Source organism: Duganella sp. Leaf126 (assembly GCF_001423125.1).
Classification (GTDB): Bacteria; Pseudomonadota; Gammaproteobacteria; order Burkholderiales; family Burkholderiaceae_D; genus Rugamonas.
Genome location: NZ_LMNW01000004.1, coordinates 130759 through 150345 on the forward strand (window position 1 = coordinate 130759; position 19587 = coordinate 150345).

A 19587-nucleotide genomic window follows, 5' to 3' on the forward strand; every position below is an offset into this window, starting at 1 on the left:
GCTTGCCTGATAGGCACGGTCCAGTGTAGCGCAGTTCGGAAAAATTAACTGAGGGCTACAAAAACGCAATTTCCAGCCGTTAATGAAGAAGATTCCCGGATGTCGCCTCGGTGACCTATCGATTATGCAACGCTTCTTGACTGATTATGTTCCGCGCCTGCTTGCTGCGCTGACGCTGCTGGCCCTGGCGCCGGTGGTGGATGCTGCCGAATTGGGCGATATTTCTCCGCGCTCCTACATCGGCCAGCCCTTGTCGGCCGATGTCGAGCTGCTCGCTGGCGACGGCGGCCCGGTGCAGGCGCGGCTGGCGCAGCCGGACGTCTATCGCGGCGCCAGCATCACCATGAACCCGGCACTGGCCTCGGTCAGGATGACGGTGCTCAAGCGCGACGGCAAGGATGTGCTGCATCTGGCCACAGCCAGCCCCGTCAATGCGGACTACGTGCACGTCTATGTCGAGCTCAGTGCGGGCGGCCGGCGCGATATCCGTCTGGCCACCGTATGGCTGCAGCCCGATCCCAACCCGGCGCCACCGCCCCGGGCCACCGCTGCGGCGGCGCCGGCCGCGGTTGCGCCTGCTGTCCTCGCTGCGGGCGAGTCGTCCAGGCCAATCGATGCTGCAGCGGCAAGCGCTGCGCGTACGGTCCGCGACCGCGCGCGACCGGCGCCGATGCCATCGTTCCACGAATCGGAAGTCGGCGGGCCGGGCGGCTTGAAAGCCGCTGCCGCGCAGGCACGGACGCCGGCGCTGGTGCCGGTGCGAGACATTCCCGAACGCATTTCCGAAGCACTGGGCTCACGCGTGAACGCGTCCGCCAGGAGCGCCGCGACCAGTCCGGCCAAGGCAGACGCCAGCGCCATCGCCCAGCCTGCCGCCCAGAGTGTGAACAGGCTTGCGGCGGTGCCGGGCCTGCATGCAAAAAACGCAGCGGGCAATTCAGTGAACAGTGCAGCAACTGGCGACGCAGCCGACGCTGGAACAAGCGCAGCGTCCCGCACGGCACCTCATGCCGCAGCCAACGCTGCGCCTGGCGCAGCGACCCGTGCAGCAACTGGCGACGCAGCCAACGCTGGAACAAACGCAGCATCCCGCGCGGCACCTCATGCCGCAGCCAATGCTGCGCCTGGCGCAGCGTCCCGAGCAGCGACTGGCACCGCAGCCATTGCCGGACCCAACGCAGCGTCCGCTGCAGCGACTGGCACCGCAGCGGGTGGCGCCAATGTCAATGCGGGACACGATGCCGGATCCCACGTTGCAGCCAACGCTGGCGCAGCGAAGCCGGCGGCAAGGTCGCAGGGAAGGCTGGCTGACAGCCCGGGTGGCAAGGCAGCTGTGATGCCGGCCGTGACGCTGGCAGGGAAGGCGGACAGCCAGTCTGCTGCCAAGTCGGACGCTGCTGGCGCGCCGCCGGTGCAGGTGTCGCAAGCGCTGTTGCCGCTGCCGCCGTTACCGTTGCCGGCCGGCGTGAAAAAATCCGCGCCGGCGGCCTGCGCGCCGACCGGCGCCAGCGCCAGGGAGTGCCGCGCGCTCGACCTGCAGAGCCAGGCGCTGTCGAGCAAGCTGGCAGAGCTGGAAAAGAAAATGAAGCAGTTACAGTTTGCGGTGGGCGGGACGGCTGGCGCGGCTGCCGCTGCTCCTGCCGCTACTGCTGCTGCGCCGGCATCGCCACAGGTGCCACCGGCCTCGGCGCCTGCTGCTGCAAAGGCTGGCAGCGCCAGCACGCAGGCCGGGTCCGATGCCCCTGCAAAGGCTGGCGGTGCCAGCACGCAGGCCGCGTCCGCTGTCGCTGGAAAGGCTGGCAGCGCCGGCACACAGGCCGCATCCGATGCCGCTGCCGAGGCTGGCGATGCCAGCACGCGGGCCGCGTCCGCTGCTGCGGCAACTTCCGCACCCACTGCGCCGCACGCCGAAGCGGATACCGCCAAGCCACTGGCCATCGCGTCCGGCCTTGGCGAAGCCAGGGCGGCCACGCCGGGCGCGCCTGCCGCGAGCGCTCCAGCAGCCTCCGCCTCCGTCAGCACGCCGGACGCTGCTGCGGCCCCTGCCGCAGCGCCGGTACCGCAGCGCCGCGTCCTGCCCAAGCTGAAATACAAGAAGGAAAAGCCGCCCGAAGAAGCGTCGAGCCATCTGCCGCTGATCATCGGCGGTGCCGGGGCGGCGCTGCTTGCTGGCGCTGGTGCGCTGTTCTACCTGCGGCGCAAGAAATCCGGTGCGCCGATGAAGATCTGGCAAGGCTTCCGCAAGAAACCGGGCGCAACCGAAGCGGCCGGCGACGAGTTCCACGAAGTGCCCACGCCAGAGTGGGCGGCTCCGGGACCGGCAGTCCAGTCTTGAGCGCTGGCACGGCAGTTTCCGCTTCGGTCACTGCCTGACGCGCTGTTGGCACGATGGCGAACTGGGGTATAGTGATCGACGCTTCCCGGCATCGTTCTCCCTTTTTGAAAGCGCCACATGACTGCAGCCCAGGATCAACAACAGTACCAGGCGTTCAAGCAACGCGGTCTTCAACTCGATATGTCGCGCGGCAAGCCGTCGCCCGAGCAGCTCGACCTGTCGAACGCCTTGCTGAACGCGGTGGACGGGTACCGGGCCGCCGACGGCGCCGACGGCCGCAACTACGGCGGCGGCGTCGGTCTGCCGGAGGCGCGCGCATTGTTCGGCGAGCTGCTGGACGCGCCTGCAGCGCAGGTCGTGGTCGACAGCAGCGCCAGCCTGGGTCTGATGCATGACGTGATCGTTTATGCGCTGCTCAACGGCCTGCCGGGCCAGGCGCCGTGGGTCCGCGAGCCGGCCAGCTTCCTGTGCCCGGTGCCCGGTTACGACCGCCACTTCGCCATTTGCGAAACGCGCGGCATCCGGATGATCAACGTGCCGATGGACGACGACGGCCCCGACATGGACCTGGTGGAACAGCTGGTCGCTGCCGACGCCAGCATCAAGGGCATGTGGTGCGTGCCGAAATACAGCAATCCGGGCGGCGTGGTGTACTCGGACGCCGTGGTGCAGCGCCTGGCGGCAATGCACACCGCTGCACCCGACTTCATCCTGATGTGGGACGACGCGTATCGCTTCCACCACCTGGGCGCAGAAAAGCGCGCCGTGCAGGGCATCCTCGAAGCGTGCGCCGCTGCCGGCAACCCGGACCGGGCCTTCGTGTTCGCGTCCTCGTCGAAGATCACCTGGGCCGGATCGGGCATTGCCGCACTGGCGTCGTCGCCGGCCAATATCGCCTGGTGGACCCGGCATGCAGGCATCCGCAGCATCGGTCCGGACAAGATCAACCAGCTGCGCCATGTGCGCCTGCTGAAAGACTTGCCGACCGTGCAAGCGCTGATGGCACGCCACGCGGCGCTGCTCAAGCCCAAGTTCGACGCCGTCCTGGCGCAATTCGACCGCTACCTGGGCGATGTACCGGGCGTCAGCTGGACCCGCCCGCAAGGCGGTTATTTCATCGACCTGATCACCCCCGACGGCGCCGCCAGGCGCACGGTCGCCCTGGCCAGGGAAGCCGGCATCACCCTGACCCCGGCCGGCGCTGCCTTCCCCTACGGGAACGACCCGCGCGACCGCCACATCCGCATCGCCCCCAGCTTCCCGTCGCTGGACGAGATCACCGCAGCGGCGCAAGGCATCGCCCTGTCGCTGCGCCTCGCGCTCGCATGAGGGAACTTCGTCAAGCCGGCTGCGCGCCGCGCTCAGCTACACAAGACGCGATCGGGCCGCTGGCTGCGGTTTTGCGAGATCCCTGTAAAGCATCGGGGTCAGATCCTGTCGGATCTGTCCCCGAAGCCGTCAAGTTAAGCGAAAACTATTGATGTTGTCAGCATAAAAACGTCGTCCCTGCGCAGGCGCGGACCCAGTGTGGCTGGCATGTCGACGCATCTCGCAGAATTTGGGTCCCCGCCTTCGCGGGTACGACGGATATCTGACTCTGAAATGAGGGGAACTACTGGCGCGGCAGGCCGGGGATGGCGGCCATCCAGGGATCGGCGAGGTCGCGGATTTCGCGGTCGTTGGCGAGGATCTGTTTCAGCAGGTCGATCTTGCGCAGGCGGGGGGCGCCGTCCAGGGCGGGGACGCCGGTGGCGGTGGCGCGCGCTGCGGTGGCGCACTGTCCTTCGAGCTTGCCGACGCCGTCCCAGTCGCCGATGCGTGCGGCGGCAGCCATTTGGGTGCTCAGGCCGGCAATGTTTTCGTACATCGAGAGGACTTCGGAAGTGTTCATCAGCTCACCAGGGTAGTTGCGATATCAGGACGGATGACCGCTTGTCTTGATTAACGTCCGCTCTGGCGGGAACTTGAGGGCAAAAACCAAAATAATTTAAAAAAATGCGAAAAAAAAGCTGCCGGATCGATGTCGGGCAGCTCGGGAGGAAAACGGCGGCGAAATCGCCGCGCAATATTGCCGTTTATTTCACCAGTTCTTCGAGGCCGGCGCTCAATTCGTCCGGCGGCGGCATGTCGTCGATCAGGGCATTGTCGTCCAGGCCCAGTTCTTCGGCCAGATCGGTCGGGTAGCAGGCGGCGATTTCTTCGCCAGTCAGGCCGGCCTGCTCCACCCGCGCGCGCCACGCGGCCAGCGCGACCACGGCAGCCAGGCGATTGAGTTCGCCATCCTTGTGCGGTTCGGGGAAGGCGGCGATGGTCTCGGCGAAGGTTTCCGGGAATTTCCAGCGGCGCGCCAGTTCGGCGCCCACGTCGGCGAAGGTGTAGCCGAACGAGGCGACTTCGGCGTCGAGCCGGCGCGCGTCCATCGGACCGGCCACCTTGTCGAGGGCCATCGCTTTTTCCGGCATGGCCGAGTGGATCACCAGCTGGCCGATTGCGTGCATCATGCCGATGGTGAAGGCCAGGTCGGTGTTTTCCCGGGTTTTCTTGGCGATCCACTTGGCCGTCACGGCCGTGTGCAGGCTGTAGCGCCAGAATTGTTTCAGTTCGAGGCCGGGCACCGTCTTGAAACCGCTGACCAGGCCGGAGCTGATCACGAGCGTGCGCACCGTGACGAAACCGAGCATCAGTACCGCATCTTCCACCGTGCCGATGCTGCGCGAGACATGGTAATAGGCCGAGTTGGCCAGACGCAGCAGCTTGGCGCTGAGCACCGGATCCGTCGACAGCTTTTTGGCGATCTCCTCGGTGGAGACGCTGGCCTTGTCAAAGCTGCTGATCAATTCTTCGACAACTTTCGGGGCCGTGGGCAACGCGGTCGGATTCTGGAACAGTGCATCAAGTTTCATATAGGATCTCCTCGGTGATAGGCACGTTGCTATGGGTTAACTATATAGCGATTCGTCACCGGGAAGAAGCGTTTTGATGCCTGACCGTATCTTTTCTGCCGTCCGCCGTTTTACATTTGGGTGGGCAAGCGCACAGAAGCTCAGCCATGAGAAGCCTATAGTGGAACCCATGCACACAGCGTTGTGTGTCCGGTAGCTTCAACATTGACCCAAGGAGTGCATCATGAACGAAGATCAAGTCAAAGGTAAGGCGAAAGAAATCGGCGGCAAAATCCAGGAAGGCGCCGGCAAAGTGGTCGGTTCTTCGGAGCAGCAGGCCAAAGGCCTGAACAAGCAAGCCGAAGGCAAAATGCAAAAGTCGGTTGGCGACGCTAAAGAAGCCATCGACGACACCCTCAAGGGTAACCGCAACTAAGCATTGCTCGACCGCTTGGTAAGCAGGTAAACAAGGGCCGCTATCGCGGCCCTTCGTTGTTTTGCACGCCCGGTCGGCAATTATTTCGCAGCGTCGGGCATCAGGTTCTTCTTGAAGAAGGCCTCGATCATGCCGTACACGTGGCGCTGCGGCACCTTGCCGGAAATGCCGTGCTTGGCGCCGGGGTAGGTCATCAGCTCGAACTGCACATTGCGCGCGACCAGCGCGTCGATCATGCGCGTGGTGTTGGTGAACAGCACGTTATCGTCAGCCATGCCATGCACCAGCAGCAGCTTGGATTTGAGTCCGTCGACATGCGAGAACACGCTGCCCGACTTGTAGCCGGCCGCGTTCAGCGTGGGCGTACTCATGAAGCGCTCGGTGTAGTGGGTGTCGTACAGCGACCAGTCGGTCACCGGCGCCACCGACACGCCCATGGCGATCTTGTCCGATCCCTGCGACAGCAGGCGCAAGGTCATGAAGCCGCCGTAGCTCCAGCCGAACACGCCGATGCGCTTGGGATCCACGAAGCTCTGCTTGCTGAGCCACTCGATGCCGGTCAGCTGGTCTTCCACTTCCACCCGGCCCATGTCGAGGTAGATCGGGTCGGTGAAGGCGCGCTCGCGGCGGCTCGAACCGCGGTTGTCCAGGCGCCAGACGATGAAGCCCTGCTGCGCCATGTACTGGTCGAACAGGTTGCCCCATTTACGCGACACGTGCTGCGCGCCGGGGCCGCCGTAGGTGGACAGGAACACCGGGTATTTCTTGGCCGGATCGAAGCCGGACGGCTTGGTGATCGAGTAGTACATGGTCTGGCCGTCTTTCGACTTGATGGTGCCATATTCGGGACGCAGGTGGGCGTCCAGGTATTTCGCATACGGGTGGCTGGCGTTCAGTTCATTGTGCTCGAGCCAGCTGATCATGGTGCCGTCAGGACGGCGGATGCTGACCTGGGGCGGCGTGTTCGGATCGGAATAGGTATCGACAAACACTTCGCCATTGCCGGCGAAACTCGCATCGTGCCAGCCGTCGCCCTGCGTGATGCGGGACGGGCGGTCGGCGGTGGAACCGTCGAGCTTGAGCGCATAGGTCTGGCTGTCGATGACGGCGTCGCGGTTCGACTGCACGAACACGCGGCCGGTTTTTTCGTCGACGGCCAGCACGCGCTCGACCCCCCATTCGCCGCTCGAGATCGGATGCAGCAGCTTGCCGTTCATGTCGTACAGGTACAGGTGCTTGCGGCCGGTGCGTTCGGACGACCACACGAAGCCCTTGCCCTTGGCCAGGAAGCGCAGGTCGTCGAAGATATCGACCCAGGTCTTCGAGGTCTCGGTGATCAGGACGCGCTGCGCCAGCGTGGCGGCATCGACCGAGATCAGTTCCAGTTTTTTCTGGTCGCGGCTCTGGCGCTGGAACAGCAGCGCGCGGCTGTCGCTGCTCCAGTCGGCGCGCACCAGGTAGATATCCTGCTCGGCGCCGAGATCGACATTGCGGATCGCGCCGCCGGCTGGCGACACGATCTTCAGTTGCACGGTGGCGTTAGGCTTGCCGGCGGCCGGGTAGCGCTGGTCGATCACATCGGTGCGGTCGGCATAGATTTCGAAGCGGCGCACCACCGGCACCTGCGCTTCATCGTAGCGCTTGTAGGCGATGGCGGAATCGTCGGGCGCCCAGTAGTAGCCGGTGGTCTGGTGCATTTCCTCCTGCGCCACGAACTCGGCCTCGCCGTTGTGGATGGTGCCGGCGCCGTCGGTGGTCAGCTGGCGCTCCGCGTTGGTGGCGAGGTCGATCACGAACAGGTTCTGGTCGCGCACGAAGGACAGGTAGCGGCCCTTGGGCGAAATCTTCGGATCGAGCACATTGCCCTTGGCCACCAGGCGGGCGGCGTCGGGCTTGGCGGCGTCGATCAGGTACAGGTTGCCGGCGATCGGCACCAGCAGCTGCTTGCCGTCCGGCGACCAGCTGTAGTTGAGGATGCCCTTCAGGGCGGCGGTGCGGGCGCGTTCGCGGCGCGCTTTTTCGGCGTCGGACAGATTTTCTTCAGGCACCAGGGTTTTCGAATCGACCAGGCGGTGTGTCGATTTGTCCTTCAGGTTGTACTCCCACAGGTCGAGCTGGAACTGGTTGTCGTCGCGGCCCTTGAGGAAGGTGACGCGGGCGCCGTCCGGGGACACTTTCAGGTTGCGCACGCCGGGGCCGCTCAGCGACGGATCGGAATGGATGCGGTCCAGGGTCAGTTTTTCGGCAGCGGCATGGCCGCCTGCCAGCATGGCGCACAGCGTGATGGGAGCGAGAATGAAGCGCATGAAGAATATGTCTCGAAATGTGGGCAAGTCGAGACGATACCAGACTGGCCCCCGGGTGGCGAGGTGGCAATCTTTTGAATAAGACAGTGAATGACGTTTTTAGTTTGGTGCGCCGTGCACCGTGGCGGGGCGCGGCGTACGCTCTCCGCGGTCAGTGCACGGCCGCAGCGGCTGCCACGCGCTGCCGCGACAGCCGCTGCAGCGCCCAGCTCAGCAGCACCGCCGCCACCGTCAGGCCCACCACCAGTCCGATCCAGAAGCCCGCGGCTGCCATCGGCTGCGCCGGCGCCCACGGCAGCCATTGCGGCGCCAGGCCCAGCCAGCAGCCGATCGGCAGCGCGAAGCCCCAGAAGGCCAGCACCTGGATCAGCATCGGCTGGCGCGACACCTTGTAGCCGCGGATCGCGCACGAGGCCGCTACTTGCGTCGAGTCCGACAACTGGAACAGCGCCGCGAACAGCAGCAGGTGCGCACACAGTTGCTGCACCGCCGGGTCCGACGTGTAGGCGCGCGCGATCTGGTGCCGGCACACCACGATGAAGATGGCCGACACCACGGCGAACGCCAGCGCCATCCACACGCCCACCCAGGCGATGAAACGGGCCCGTGCCGGTTCGCCTTCGCCCACGGCCTGGCCCACGCGCGTGATCAGCGCAATGCCAAAGCTGAGCGGCACCATGAACACCAGCGAGGTGAAATTGAGGGCGATCTGGTGCGCCGAGATCGGCACCACGCCGTAACGCGCGACCAGCAGGCTGACCGCGCCAAAGGCGCTGACCTCGGCAAAATAGCTGATACCGATCGGCACGCCCAGGCGCAGCATGGCGGCAATCTCGGGCCAGTGCGGTCCCTCCAGTTGGGCGAACGGGTACGTGGCACGGTAGGCCGGCGCGCGGCGTATCCACAGCAGCATGGCCGCCAGCATCAGCCACATGCACAGCGCGGTGGACACGGCGCAGCCGACGCCGCCCAGCGCCGGCAAGCCCCAGTTGCCGAACACCAGCAGCCAGTTGACGAAGACATTGAAGCACAGGCCGAGGATGGCGATCATCATGACCGGCCGCGTCTGGTTGATGCTGGTGCTGTAGCCGTACAGCGCGCGGTAGGCGGCAAACGGCGGCAGGCCGCAGCTGATGATGTGGACGAACCGCTCGGCCTGCTGCTGGACGTGCGGCGTCAGGTACAAGTGGTCGAACAGCAGCGTGGCCAGGTTGGCCAGCGCCATCGCGATCAGGCCCACGCCCAGCGATTTCCACAGCGACTGGCGCACCGCGTGCGGCACGCGCGCGAGCTGGCCGGCGCCGATGTCGTGCGCGACGATGCTGTTAATCGCCATCATGGTGCCGCTGACGGTGACCAGGATGATCGACCAGATCGAGGCACCCAGCGAGACGGCGGCCAGCTCGTCGGCGCTAGTGTGGCCGGTCATGGCCACGTCTGCCACACCCATGCCGACCGTTGCCAGCTGGCCGATCAGCATGGGCCAGGCCAGCTGCCACAGCGAGGAAACTTCGGCGCGGATATTGCGGACAGTGAACGAGTGCGGCATGGAAACCTGACGAAAGAGGGGCAACCCTTGATTTTACTGTGAGACACACCACCTTGCGGATTATCATTTGCATCACACACGCATTCCGCTGCCGCCGATCTGCGCTAGACTGTTTTCAGGAAGGCGGGCAGCCCAAACAGGAGCATCAAGGTGGAATACAAGGATTATTACCAGACCCTCGGCGTGAAAAAAACGGCCACCGAGGACGAGATCAAGAAGGCTTACCGCAAGCTGGTCCGCAAGTACCACCCGGACGTCAGCAAGGAAGCGGACGCCCAGAAGAAAACCCAGGAACTCAACGAAGCCTACGGCGTCCTCGGTGACGCTGAAAAGCGCGCGGCCTACGACGACCTCGGGCGCGGCCAGCAGTTCCGCGCCGGCCAGGAATTCCGCCCGCCGCCGGGCTGGGGCGGTGGCGGCGGCCGTCCGGGTGCAGGCGGGTTCGGCGGCGGTGCCGATCCCGGCGACTTCTTTTCCGACCTGTTCGCCAACTTCGGCAACGGCGGCGGGCGCCGGCGCCAGGCCTACCAGCCGCAAAAGGGCGACGACACCCACGCCAGCATCACGATCGACCTGGCCGACGCCTACACGGGCGCCACCCGCAAGATCAGCCTGATGGTGGCCGAACGCGACGCCCAGGACCGCATCCACACGCGCGAGCGCACGCTCAGCGTCAACATTCCGAAAGGGGTGACGGCCGGCCAGCAACTGCGCCTGAGCGGCCAGGGCCAGAACGGCGAAGCGGGGCCGGGCGACCTGTACCTGGAAATCCAGTTCAGCCCCCATGCCCGCTACCGCGTCGATGGCCGCGATGTGTACCAGACCGTGCCGGTGGCGCCCTGGGAAATGGCGCTTGGCGGCGAGATCGAAGTGACCACGCCGTCGGGCAAGGTCAATGTGACGGTGCCGGCCGGTTCGCAGACGGGCCGCAAGCTGCGCCTGCGCGGGCGCGGCATCCCCGGCAAGGAAATTGGCGACTTGTACCTGCTGCTGGAAGTGGCGCTGCCGCCGGCCAGCACCGACAAGGCCCGAGAACTGTATCAGCAGATGGCGCGCGACATGGCCTTCAATCCACGCGCGGGAGGATAAGCATGAGTAAGCATGATGAATCGACGGGCGCCGTGCATACGGGCGCCGTGCATACGGGCGCCGTGCACACGGGCGCCGTGCACACGGGCGCCGTGCACACGGGCGCCGTGACGGCGGTGGTGATCGACGAAGTCGCCCTGACCCTGGACGAACTGGCGCATGCATGCGCGGTCGAGCCGGCCTGGGTCGTGCAGCGGGTGCGCACCGGCGTGCTGCTCGACACCGCGCCCGACGACCACGCGGTCTGGCGGTTTACCAGCGCCGACCTGGTGCGGGCGCGCCGGCTGTGGCAGGTCGAGCGCGATTTCGAAGCGAACGACGATGTCGCCGCACTGGTGGTGGACCTGACCGAAGAAATTTCGCGGCTGCGCCAGAAGCTCAACGCTGCCGGAGTGCGATAGGCGCGGGGGCGGGGGCGGCCGTGTACGGGGGCGCGACGCTGCCGCCGCCAGACTGCTCGAGGTCGAGGAACTGCTGCATCAGCCAGCGGCTGGCCGGCCCGGCTTCCTCGTCGCCGCGGTGGATCACGTACAGCGGAAAGCTGAACGCGCTGCCTTCGGCCACGTCGAGCCGCACCAGGCGGCCGGCGTCGAGGTCCCACTGCACCAGTTCCACCGGCATATTGCCCCAGCCGATGCCGCTGCGCAGCAGCGCATGTTTCGAGCTGAGGTCGCCCAGGCGCCAGTCGCGCAGCGCGGTCACGCCGAAGTCCTGGCCCTCGGTCAGCGTGCTGCGGTCGGTCAGCACCAGTTGCGTGTGCTCGCGCAGCACTGTGCCCGGAATCTTGCCCTCGACCCGGGCCAGCGGGTGTTCGGGCGCCGCCACCGGCACCATGGTCACGTAGCCGCAGCTCTGGCGCTCGATGGTGGCCGGCGTGCCCGGCATCCAGCCGCTGACGCCGATCTTGCACGTCCCTTCCATCACCAGCTGGGTGACCGCACCGAGCGCCTCGGTACGCAGCCGCATCGACACGGTCGGAAACTCGGTCTGGAACGCGTGCAGGATGCGCACCAGTTTGCAGGTCGAAAACATCACATCGACCACCAGTGACACTTCCGCCTCCAGCCCCGACGAAAGCGCCCGGGCCCGCGCCCGCATGCCATCGACCTTGAGCGACACCGCGCGCGCATCGGCCAGCAGGGCCTTGCCGGCCTCGGTCAGCACCGGCTTGCGTTTGCTGCGGTCGAGCAGCGCGATATTGAGCTGCTCCTCCAGATTGGCGATGGTGTAGCTGATCACCGACTGGGTGCGGTGCAGCGCCCGCGCCGCGTGGGCAAAGCCGCCATGGTCGATGACGGCGATGAACACGCGCAGCTGGTCGAGCGAGGGAAGGCCGGGGTCGCGCATGAGGGTCCTTGAAGTCTGGCGAAAGTTGGATATCTAGAAAATCGATAGATACCATTTAAATTAACTGTATTTCCTCGATACTAAACCCGATTTATGATGGGTGCAACTTACCTCACTCAGGAGCTCATCATGGCAACCATGCTTCATATCGAAAGCAGCGCCCGTCAAACCGGATCCCTGTCGCGTCAGCTCGGCGGCGAACTCGTCGCCAAGCTGCAGGCGGCGGCGCCCGGCGCCACCGTGGCCCACCGCGACCTGGCTGCCAACCCGCTGCCGCACCTGACCGAGCAGACGCTGGGCGCCTTCTTCACCCCGGCCGCGCAGCGCAATGCCGAGCAGGCTTTCGCCGTCAAGACTTCGGATGCGCTGGTGGACGAGCTGCTGGCGGCCGACACCATCGTCATCGGCGCGCCGATGTACAACTTCTCGGTCGGCTCGGCCCTGAAGGCGTGGATCGACCACGTGGCCCGCGCCGGCCGCACCTTCCAGTATGGCGCCAACGGCCCGGAAGGCCTGGTCACCGGTAAAAAAGTGTACGTGGTGGTGGCTACCGGCGGCGTGTACAGCACCGGCCCTGCAGCCGCTTACGACCACGTGACGACCTACCTGCGCGCCGTGCTCGGCTTCCTCGGCATGACCGATGTGACCTTCATCGTGGCCGAAGGCGTGGCCATGGGCGAAGCAGCTGTAGCCGAGGCGCTGGCCAAGGCCCGCAGCCAGGTCGACGCCATCGCCGCGTAATTTCTGCCGCAACGTGTGCGACGATGCCCCGCTGGACGGGGCATCGTCGCTGGCGCGCGACACGGCTTGCAGGCGCTGCGGCTATGATGGGGGCTACCCGTTACGGAGCCCTGCATGAAACGCCATCTGCACCTGTTGATCATCGACCCGCAAAACGATTTTTGCGACCTGCCGCCTGCCTACCTGCCGGTCCACCCGGCCACCGGCGCGCCGTATGCGCCCGCCTTGCCGGTGCCGGGCGCCCACGCCGACATGCAGCGCCTGGCGAGGCTGATCGCACAGGGCCGCGACGGTATCTCCGCCATCAGCGTCACGCTCGATTCGCACCACCGTTACGACATCGCCCATCCTACCTTCTGGGCCGGCAGCGACGGCCAGCCGGTCGCCCCGTTTACCGAAATTACCGCCGCCCAGGTGCGCGCCGGCCAGTACCGGCCACGGGTGCCGGACGCGCTGGCGCGCGCGTTGCATTATCTCGACCGCCTGGAAGCGGCGGGTCGCTACCGGCTCATGGTATGGCCCGTGCATTGCGAAATCGGCAGCTGGGGCAACAATGTCCACGACGACGTGCGCGCCGCCTACAACGGCTGGGAAGACGCGACGCACGCCCTGGTGACCAAACTGGCCAAAGGGTCCAATCCGTGGACCGAACACTACTCGGCGGTGATGGCCGAAGTACCGTACGACGACGATCCCGCCACGCAATTCAACACCGCCTTCGTGGACCGGCTGGCCGCTGCCGACACCATTTACGTGGCCGGCGAGGCGGGCAGCCACTGCGTCAAGGCCACGGTCGAGCACATTGCCGACTATTTCGGCGCTGCTGCGTCGAAGCTGGTGCTGGTGGTTGACTGTATCAGCCCGGTATATGGCTTCGATGCGCCGTACCAGGACTTCCTGCACGCCATGGCCGCGCGCGGCGTGCGGCTGATGTCGTCGGGCGACGTGTTGCCCGAGCTGCTGGCCAACGCCGGCTGACCCATGCTGACCCGGCGCCAGGTGCTGGTGGCATCGGCCGCTTCGGCGGCGTCCATCACCTTGCCTGCCGCTGCGGCAAATTTGCCGGCGCCAACCGCAGATACCTTGCGCTTCGTCTTTTCTCGCCCGCTCGACAACCCGCGCACGCAGTGGCTGATCCGGGTGTACACCCAGGTCACGGCCGAGCTGGGGCTGGGCTTCGCCTTTATCGAGGTGCCGCCCAAGCGCGCCACCGCCATGGTGCTCCATGGCGATGCCGATGGCGAACTGGGACGCACATTCGAATACCAGCTGCTGTACCCGACGCTGGTGCGGGTGCCGGAGCCCAATAACGCGGTGCGCTTTGCTGCGTATGCCACGCGTCCCGGCCTGCGGTTCGACAGCTGGCAGGCGCTGCGCGCTGGCGGCATGCGGTGCGAATACCGGCTCGGCATCGTCGAACTCGAACACATGCTGATGCGCGAACTGCCCGCGACGCGGGTATCGGCGATCAACGCCATCAGCCAGGGGGTGAAGAAATTACAGCTCGGACGCACCGACCTGTACTTCGACGTGGAAGAAGCGGTCAGCGACTACCTGTATTTTCTGGGTCCCGAGCAGCGTCAGGCGCTCGGCGCCATGCGCCAGGTGGGCGTGGTGCTGACCACGACCGGCCACGCCTATCTGAATTCCACGCGCGCGGCACTGGCGCCGCAACTGGCCGCGACGCTGGCCCGCCTCAAGCGCCAGGGCGATGTGCAGCGGCATTTGCTGGCGGCGCTGGCCGCCTACAAGGCCAGGCTCTGACAGGCAGACAGCGATCCTCGCCGTGATCGCGTAAGATCATGGGCACAAGCAACTTGGAGAGCCCATGAAGCAGCCCATCGTCCGCAGCCTGCTGGAGACCGACTTATACAAATTCACCATGTGGCAGGCCCTGCTGCACGGCCATCCCAACGCCCACACCGAATACGAGTTCGTCTGCCGTAACCAGACGGCGTATCCGTTGACGGACCTGATCGAGGAAGTCGAACGCGAGCTTGACCACCTGTGCTCGATGAGTTTTCGCGACGAAGAACTCGACTTCCTGCGCGCGCTCCGTTACATCAAGAGCGACTTCGTCGATTTTCTGACCGTATTCCGTTTCCAGCGCAAGTTCATCGACGTCCGTGCCGATGGCGAGACGCTGGTGATCCACGCGGCCGGCCCGCAGGTGCACGTGATGGGCTTCGAGATTTACGTGCTGTACATCGTCAACGAGCTGTATTTCCGCCGCTTCGATCAGCAGGCCGCGCTCGAGGAAGGGCGCCGGCGCCTGGACGCCAAGATCGCGCTGCTCAAGCAGTTCGGCGCCACCGAGCCGCAGCGCCTGAATCCGTTCGAGTTTTCCGACTTCGGCGTGCGCCGCCGCTTTTCCGGCGCCTGGCATGACGAAGTGGTGCAGCGCCTCTCACGCGAAGTGCCCGAGTATTTCAAGGGCACGTCCAATGTCTACCAGGCGATGACATTCGACCTGGTGCCGATCGGCACGATGGCGCACGAATACATGCAGTCGTTCCAGGCCTTCGGCGTGCGGCTGCGCGACTTCCAGAAGGCGTCGCTCGAAGCGTGGGTGCAGGAATACCGGGGCGACCTGGGGATCGCGCTGACCGACGTGGTGGGGATGGATGCGTTTCTCGACGACTTCGACCTGTATTTCGCCAAGCTGTTCGACGGCCTGCGCCACGATTCGGGCGACCCGGTGGTGTGGGGCGAAAAGGCGCTGGCCCATTACGCCGCCCTGCGCATCGACGCCAAGACCAAGCGGCTGGTGTTCTCCGACGGTCTGAACCTGGAAAAGGCGATCGCCTTGTACCGCCATTTTGCCGACCGCATCATGGCCGGCTTCGGCATCGGCACGCATCTGACCAACGATGTCGGCCTGGCGCCGCTCAACATCGTAATGAAGCTGGTGGCCTGCAACGGCCAGTCGGTGGCCAAGCTGTCCGACTCGCCGGGCAAGACGTTGTGCAAGGACGAGACCTTCCTCGCTTACCTGCGGCAGGTGTTTCACCATCCTGCCGCCTAGCAGCTGCCGATCGGCGTCAGGCCGCGCGGGCGCCGAAGCCGGCCAGGATGGCGTCGGCCTGCTCGACCTGGTCTTCATCGTAGATGTCGATGGTGAGCATGGCGCCGCTGCGCTCGCGCGCATGTTCGGCCGCATCGGGCCCGCCCGGCGTCAGGTTGTCGAGCAGATGGCTGACGGTGCTGGTGGCGCCGTTCTGCGGCAACGGCTTGTGCCGGGTCAGGGTCACGCTGGCCGGTGGAAAACCCTTGGCCAGCAGGGCGCTGCGCGCACTTTCGGCGTCCGTGACTTCCGAAAAATTGCGGTGGATGGTGCGTGTCATGAGAGCCTCCTTATTATTGATTGATCGGCTGGGGTGATGGCTTAAAAGCCGTCCACCACGGTTGCAAAATGCTCCACCTTCGGCGGCCGCGCAAAGTGGTCGCCCACCAGTGCGCGCCAGGCGTGGAAATCCTCGCTGCCACGAAAATCGACCGTATGGTTCTCAAGGGTTTCCCAACCGATGACTAGGTGGTACGTGTCCGGCGTTTCGATGTCGCGGTCGAGCCGCATCGACACACATCCCTTGGCACCCCGGAACAGCGGCACCGCTTCTGCCACGCCGGCCTGGAAGGCGGTGTGCGACTCGGGCCTGATATACAGTTCGGCGACTTCGTAGATCATGGTTTTCCTTCAGATGGAGACAGCCTATTGTGCCTGAAGTCGCACCACGACGTCTGTGCGCCCGGCGCTGCTGCGCGCGCGCAGGATGAAACACGGTTCAGGGGAAAGGGCGAGGGGAGCAGCCGTTGCAGCTGCTCCCGCGGAAGATGGTGCCGGTATATTTCCCGACCGCCGGCGCCGGTAGAAGCACCCCGCGAGGCGCTAATGGGTCGTTCCATGTGAGAACTGAAACCATCATAGCGACCGATTGTTACCGGCGTTTGACGCGTGCACGCTGTGCGAGTGCGTTCGTCGCCAAAGTGGAGTAGAATGACAAGTCTGTGGGGACGACCTGGTTTCGACGTGGGTTGCAAAGCAGAGCAGGGCATACCGAGGCCTGGTTACCTCGTAAATACACCCAGAAAAACTTAACTGCAAACGATAACTCGTACGCACTGGCAGCTTAATTGCTGCTAGCTCCACAACACCTCGTCCCTGGGGTGGGCCGTTAAAAGCTGTGGAGTCATTTACAGGGACTCGCGCTGTGAGGGGTCACTTCAATCAGCGCTAAATCTAAGGTGAATCGCCAGTCCAAAACGTGCACGTCCGTGTTGTACTGGTTAAATTAAATGATAGTGCTAAGTATGTAGAACTGTCTGTGGAGTGCTTGCGGACGCGGGTTCGATTCCCGCCGTCTCCACCACTTATTCGTTTCAAGCAGGCTCAGCAAGAGCTAAAAAACCCGCCCTGTGCGGGTTTTTTTCTTTCGGGGGGAGTCCCGCACGGTGTCATGGTGGCCAGGCACGGTCAGGGGGAGAGGCACTGTTTTCAATGCGGATCGACGTTTCCAAGGTAAGCGTCCGCTCAGCGCCGTCTTGAGTGCAATGGTGATTTGATCGATGATGGCATCACACCGCTGGGAAGCGGCGTCATCTCAAAGGGCTGCTGGCGTTCAGCTTGGCCGTGCCGATCAACGAGTAGATCGCGGCGGCCCGTTCGCCGCCGCTGTCGGCGCCGGCGAACAGATAGTTGCGGCGGCCAATGGCGACACCACGCAGGGCGCGTTCGGCCGCCGAGTTGTCAATCTCGATGGCACCGTCGTCGCAGTAGCGCAGCAGTGCCGGCCAGAGTTTGAGCGCGTACAGGATCGCCGCCGCCGTGTCGGACTTGCGTGATAGCGTGTCGAGCGTGGTGCGCAGCCAGCGTTCCAGGTCGTCGAGCAGCGGGCGCGAGCGGGCTTGCCGAACATGTCGTCGTTCGTCGGGAGGCTTGCCCCTGATCTCGGCCTCGATCATATAGAGCTCGGCGATCCGGCGCAGCGCCTCGGTCGTAAGCGGCGTCGCGCGCGCTGCGTGCAGGTCGTGGAATTTGCGCCGCAYGTGCGCCCAGCAAGCCGCTTCGCGGATCGTGCCGTCTTCGAACAAGGCGTTGAAACCGGCGTACGCGTCCGCTTGCAGCACGCCCTCGAACTTGGCCAGGTGGGTTTGTGGATGGATGCCCTTGCGGTCGGGCGTGTAGGCAAACCAAACCGCCGGCGGCGTGGTGTCGCCGGCGGGCCGGTCATCGCGCACGTACGTCCACAGGCGGGCCGTCTTGGTGTTGCCATTGCCGGGCGCCAGCACCGGGATCGGCGTGTCGTCGGCATGCAGCTTCGACGCCGTCAGCACATGGCGGCGAATGGCATCGACCAACGGGCGCAGCAATGCGCTGGCGGCGCCGACCCAACTCGCCAGCAGCGCACGATCAAGGTCGACGCCTTCGCGGGCGTAGATGACGGACTGCCGATACAGCGGCAGATGGTCGGCGAACTTCGCCACCAGCACATGCGCCAGCAGGCCGGGCCCGGCAATGCCGCGCTCAATCGGCCGGCTTGGCGCCGGCGCCTGGACGATGGCGTCGCAGCAGGAGCACGCCAGTTTCGGGCGCACATGGCGGATTACGCGGAAGCTGGCCGGCACGAACTCCAGTTGCTCGGCCACGTCCTCGCCCAGCGGCCGCAGACCGCCACCACAGGCTGGGCAGGCGTCGGCCGGCGGCGCATACACCTTCTCGTCTCGCGGCAAATGATCGGGCAACGGCCGACGCACCGATTTTTTGCGCGGCGCCTGATCGGCCGCCGGCATCTCGCGCGCCGCCTCGGCCTCGTCGGCTTGCAGGTCTTCCAGCTGCAGTTCAAGCTGCTCGATCTGGTGGTCCAGCTTTTCCGACTTGCGGCCAAACTGCATGCGCCGTAATTTGGCGATCTGCAGCTTGAGGTGTTCGATCTCGACGGCGCGTGTGTTTAATTGTTCACGCAGCCCTTCCACCACCTCGTCTTGGGCGAGCAGCAGCGCCTTCAAAGCGGCGATGTCGTTGGGCAGGTCGGCTGGGCTGAGCATGTGGCAAGTTTACGCGAGGCTTGCCACGTTTACAAGGCCGACATTGGTTTCCAGGTCCGCTCAGGTCGCCGCCAGTCGATCCCCTCAAGCAGCATCGACAGCTGCGCTTGCGTCAGTGCCACCGAACCGTTGGYAGCCTGTGGCCAGATGAAGCGGCCACGCTCAAGCCGCTTGGCTAACAGGCACAGGCCATCGCCGCTCCACCACAGGAGTTTGATGAGGTCGCCGCGCCGGCCCCGGAACACAAACACGTGGCCGCTGAACGGATCTTCCTCTAACGCCGTCTGCACTTTGGCGGCCAGGCCGTTGAAGCCGGAGCGCATGTCGGTGGTGCCGGCGGCAAGCCACACCCTGGTGCCGGCGGGCAGGCCGATCATCGCAGCACCCGATCCAATACTTGGGCCAGCGTTGCCGCGTTGGGCCGCCCTTCGATGCGAAACCGGACTTCGCCCAGCTCTAGCACGATGGTGCCGCCAGCGTCACCAGCGCCGCCATCGGCGCTGTTCGGCGTGGGCGCCGACGGTGCCAGCACCACCGGCAACAAGCCATCGGTGCGCATCAACGCCGGCACACCAAGGCGTCCTTGTTGATASAGCCGGCGCCAGCTGAACACCTGGTTGGCGTTGACRCCGTGTTCGCGCGCGATGCGCGCGACCGAGGCGCCCGGTTCGAGCGATAGCGCAACCAAGGCGCGCTTGAACTCCAGCGGATGCTGGCGATAGTGGCCGCGTGCGCTCTTTGAAATAGTCGGTTGAAAATTTGTGTCCATAATCTGAATTTGTGGGCACAAATGCTGTGCCAAAATTCGATCATGAATGACGGTGCTCAGACAGTCCAGACGGTACTAGAAAGACGCTTAC

Annotated in this window: 18 protein-coding genes, 1 other RNA gene and 1 pseudogene; 10 read left to right on the forward strand and 10 right to left on the reverse strand. The window is 65.0% G+C overall.

Annotation, left to right across the window (positions count from 1 at the left end):
• Positions 1 to 136 precede the first annotated feature (136 nt).
• On the forward strand, positions 137 to 2335 hold the full coding sequence (locus ASF61_RS06115) for a hypothetical protein (protein WP_056152527.1): 2199 nt from the start codon (positions 137 to 139) through the stop codon (positions 2333 to 2335).
• 117 nt (positions 2336 to 2452) lie between these two features.
• Positions 2453 to 3664 (forward strand): aminotransferase class I/II-fold pyridoxal phosphate-dependent enzyme, encoded by a 1212-nt coding sequence (locus ASF61_RS06120; protein WP_056152532.1) that lies wholly within the window; start codon positions 2453 to 2455, stop codon positions 3662 to 3664.
• Between the two features lie 283 nt (positions 3665 to 3947).
• Here the strand turns inward: ASF61_RS06120 and ASF61_RS06125 are convergent, their stop codons facing one another.
• Both ASF61_RS06125 and ASF61_RS06130 read right to left on the reverse strand, forming a co-directional pair.
• Positions 3948 to 4226 (reverse strand): flagellar protein FliT, encoded by a 279-nt coding sequence (locus ASF61_RS06125; protein ID WP_056152535.1) that lies wholly within the window; start codon positions 4224 to 4226, stop codon positions 3948 to 3950.
• Between the two features lie 184 nt (positions 4227 to 4410).
• Positions 4411 to 5238 (reverse strand): HDOD domain-containing protein, encoded by an 828-nt coding sequence (locus tag ASF61_RS06130; protein ID WP_056152538.1) that lies wholly within the window; start codon positions 5236 to 5238, stop codon positions 4411 to 4413.
• A gap of 223 nt (positions 5239 to 5461) precedes the next feature.
• Here ASF61_RS06130 and ASF61_RS06135 point away from each other — a divergent pair, with 223 nt between their 5' ends.
• Positions 5462 to 5653 (forward strand): CsbD family protein, encoded by a 192-nt coding sequence (locus tag ASF61_RS06135; RefSeq protein WP_056152542.1) that lies wholly within the window; start codon positions 5462 to 5464, stop codon positions 5651 to 5653.
• Between the two features lie 80 nt (positions 5654 to 5733).
• On the opposite strand, the gene ASF61_RS06140 is transcribed toward ASF61_RS06135, so the two are convergent.
• Together ASF61_RS06140 and ASF61_RS06145 are read right to left on the reverse strand one after the other, a co-directional pair.
• The gene (locus ASF61_RS06140; RefSeq protein WP_056152545.1) at positions 5734 to 7959 is read right to left on the reverse strand and encodes a S9 family peptidase; all 2226 of its coding nucleotides are present in this window, start codon (positions 7957 to 7959) and stop codon (positions 5734 to 5736) included.
• Positions 7960 to 8110: 151 nt separating this feature from the next.
• Entirely contained in the window at positions 8111 to 9508 is a 1398-nt protein-coding gene (locus ASF61_RS06145) for an MATE family efflux transporter (RefSeq protein ID WP_056152548.1), read from the reverse strand.
• A 150-nt stretch (positions 9509 to 9658) separates the two neighbouring features.
• Here ASF61_RS06145 and ASF61_RS06150 point away from each other — a divergent pair, with 150 nt between their 5' ends.
• Complete coding sequence (locus ASF61_RS06150) at positions 9659 to 10597, forward strand: DnaJ C-terminal domain-containing protein (RefSeq protein WP_056152551.1); 939 nt, start codon at positions 9659 to 9661, stop codon at positions 10595 to 10597.
• Between the two features lie 2 nt (positions 10598 to 10599).
• Complete coding sequence (locus ASF61_RS06155) at positions 10600 to 10998, forward strand: chaperone modulator CbpM (protein WP_229205733.1); 399 nt, start codon at positions 10600 to 10602, stop codon at positions 10996 to 10998.
• On the opposite strand, the gene ASF61_RS06160 is transcribed toward ASF61_RS06155, so the two are convergent.
• Complete coding sequence (locus ASF61_RS06160; RefSeq protein ID WP_082491243.1) at positions 10976 to 11944, reverse strand: LysR family transcriptional regulator; 969 nt, start codon at positions 11942 to 11944, stop codon at positions 10976 to 10978. The genes ASF61_RS06155 and ASF61_RS06160 overlap by 23 nt on opposite strands.
• Before the next feature lie 129 nt (positions 11945 to 12073).
• Here ASF61_RS06160 and ASF61_RS06165 point away from each other — a divergent pair, with 129 nt between their 5' ends.
• The 4 genes from ASF61_RS06165 to pncB all read left to right on the forward strand — a co-directional run bounded on the left by ASF61_RS06165 (position 12074) and on the right by pncB (position 15710).
• Positions 12074 to 12685 (forward strand): FMN-dependent NADH-azoreductase, encoded by a 612-nt coding sequence (locus ASF61_RS06165; RefSeq protein WP_056152554.1) that lies wholly within the window; start codon positions 12074 to 12076, stop codon positions 12683 to 12685.
• 114 nt (positions 12686 to 12799) lie between these two features.
• Positions 12800 to 13663: an isochorismatase family protein gene (locus tag ASF61_RS06170; RefSeq protein WP_056152557.1), complete on the forward strand. Its 864-nt coding sequence runs from the start codon at positions 12800 to 12802 to the stop codon at positions 13661 to 13663.
• Positions 13664 to 13666: 3 nt separating this feature from the next.
• Positions 13667 to 14449, forward strand: coding sequence for a hypothetical protein (locus ASF61_RS06175; RefSeq protein WP_056152561.1), 783 nt, complete (start codon positions 13667 to 13669; stop codon positions 14447 to 14449).
• A gap of 64 nt (positions 14450 to 14513) precedes the next feature.
• Positions 14514 to 15710, forward strand: a complete 1197-nt coding sequence (gene pncB / locus ASF61_RS06180; protein ID WP_056152566.1) for a nicotinate phosphoribosyltransferase — start codon at positions 14514 to 14516, stop codon at positions 15708 to 15710.
• A gap of 16 nt (positions 15711 to 15726) precedes the next feature.
• On the opposite strand, the gene ASF61_RS06185 is transcribed toward pncB, so the two are convergent.
• Both ASF61_RS06185 and ASF61_RS06190 read right to left on the reverse strand, forming a co-directional pair.
• Positions 15727 to 16029 carry a hypothetical protein gene (locus tag ASF61_RS06185; RefSeq protein ID WP_056152570.1) on the reverse strand — a complete coding sequence of 101 codons (303 nt, stop codon included), beginning with the start codon at positions 16027 to 16029 and terminating at the stop codon, positions 15727 to 15729.
• Between the two features lie 41 nt (positions 16030 to 16070).
• On the reverse strand, positions 16071 to 16370 hold the full coding sequence (locus ASF61_RS06190; protein ID WP_056152572.1) for an antibiotic biosynthesis monooxygenase: 300 nt from the start codon (positions 16368 to 16370) through the stop codon (positions 16071 to 16073).
• A 322-nt stretch (positions 16371 to 16692) separates the two neighbouring features.
• On the opposite strand from ASF61_RS06190, the gene ssrA reads away from it, so the two are divergent.
• Positions 16693 to 17052, forward strand: a transfer-messenger RNA (tmRNA) gene (gene ssrA / locus ASF61_RS22605).
• 235 nt (positions 17053 to 17287) lie between these two features.
• Here the strand turns inward: ssrA and ASF61_RS06195 are convergent.
• The 3 genes and pseudogenes from ASF61_RS06195 to ASF61_RS24540 all read right to left on the reverse strand — a co-directional run.
• Positions 17288 to 18727: pseudogene (locus tag ASF61_RS06195) on the reverse strand (IS66 family transposase); the annotation flags it as partial.
• Between the two features lie 29 nt (positions 18728 to 18756).
• A complete protein-coding gene (gene tnpB, locus ASF61_RS06200; RefSeq protein WP_056152576.1) occupies positions 18757 to 19104 on the reverse strand; it encodes an IS66 family insertion sequence element accessory protein TnpB in 348 nt (115 codons plus the stop codon).
• Positions 19101 to 19529: a transposase gene (locus tag ASF61_RS24540; protein ID WP_200919810.1), complete on the reverse strand. Its 429-nt coding sequence runs from the start codon at positions 19527 to 19529 to the stop codon at positions 19101 to 19103. The genes tnpB and ASF61_RS24540 overlap by 4 nt, the downstream gene beginning before the upstream one ends.
• Positions 19530 to 19587: the final 58 nt, after the last annotated feature.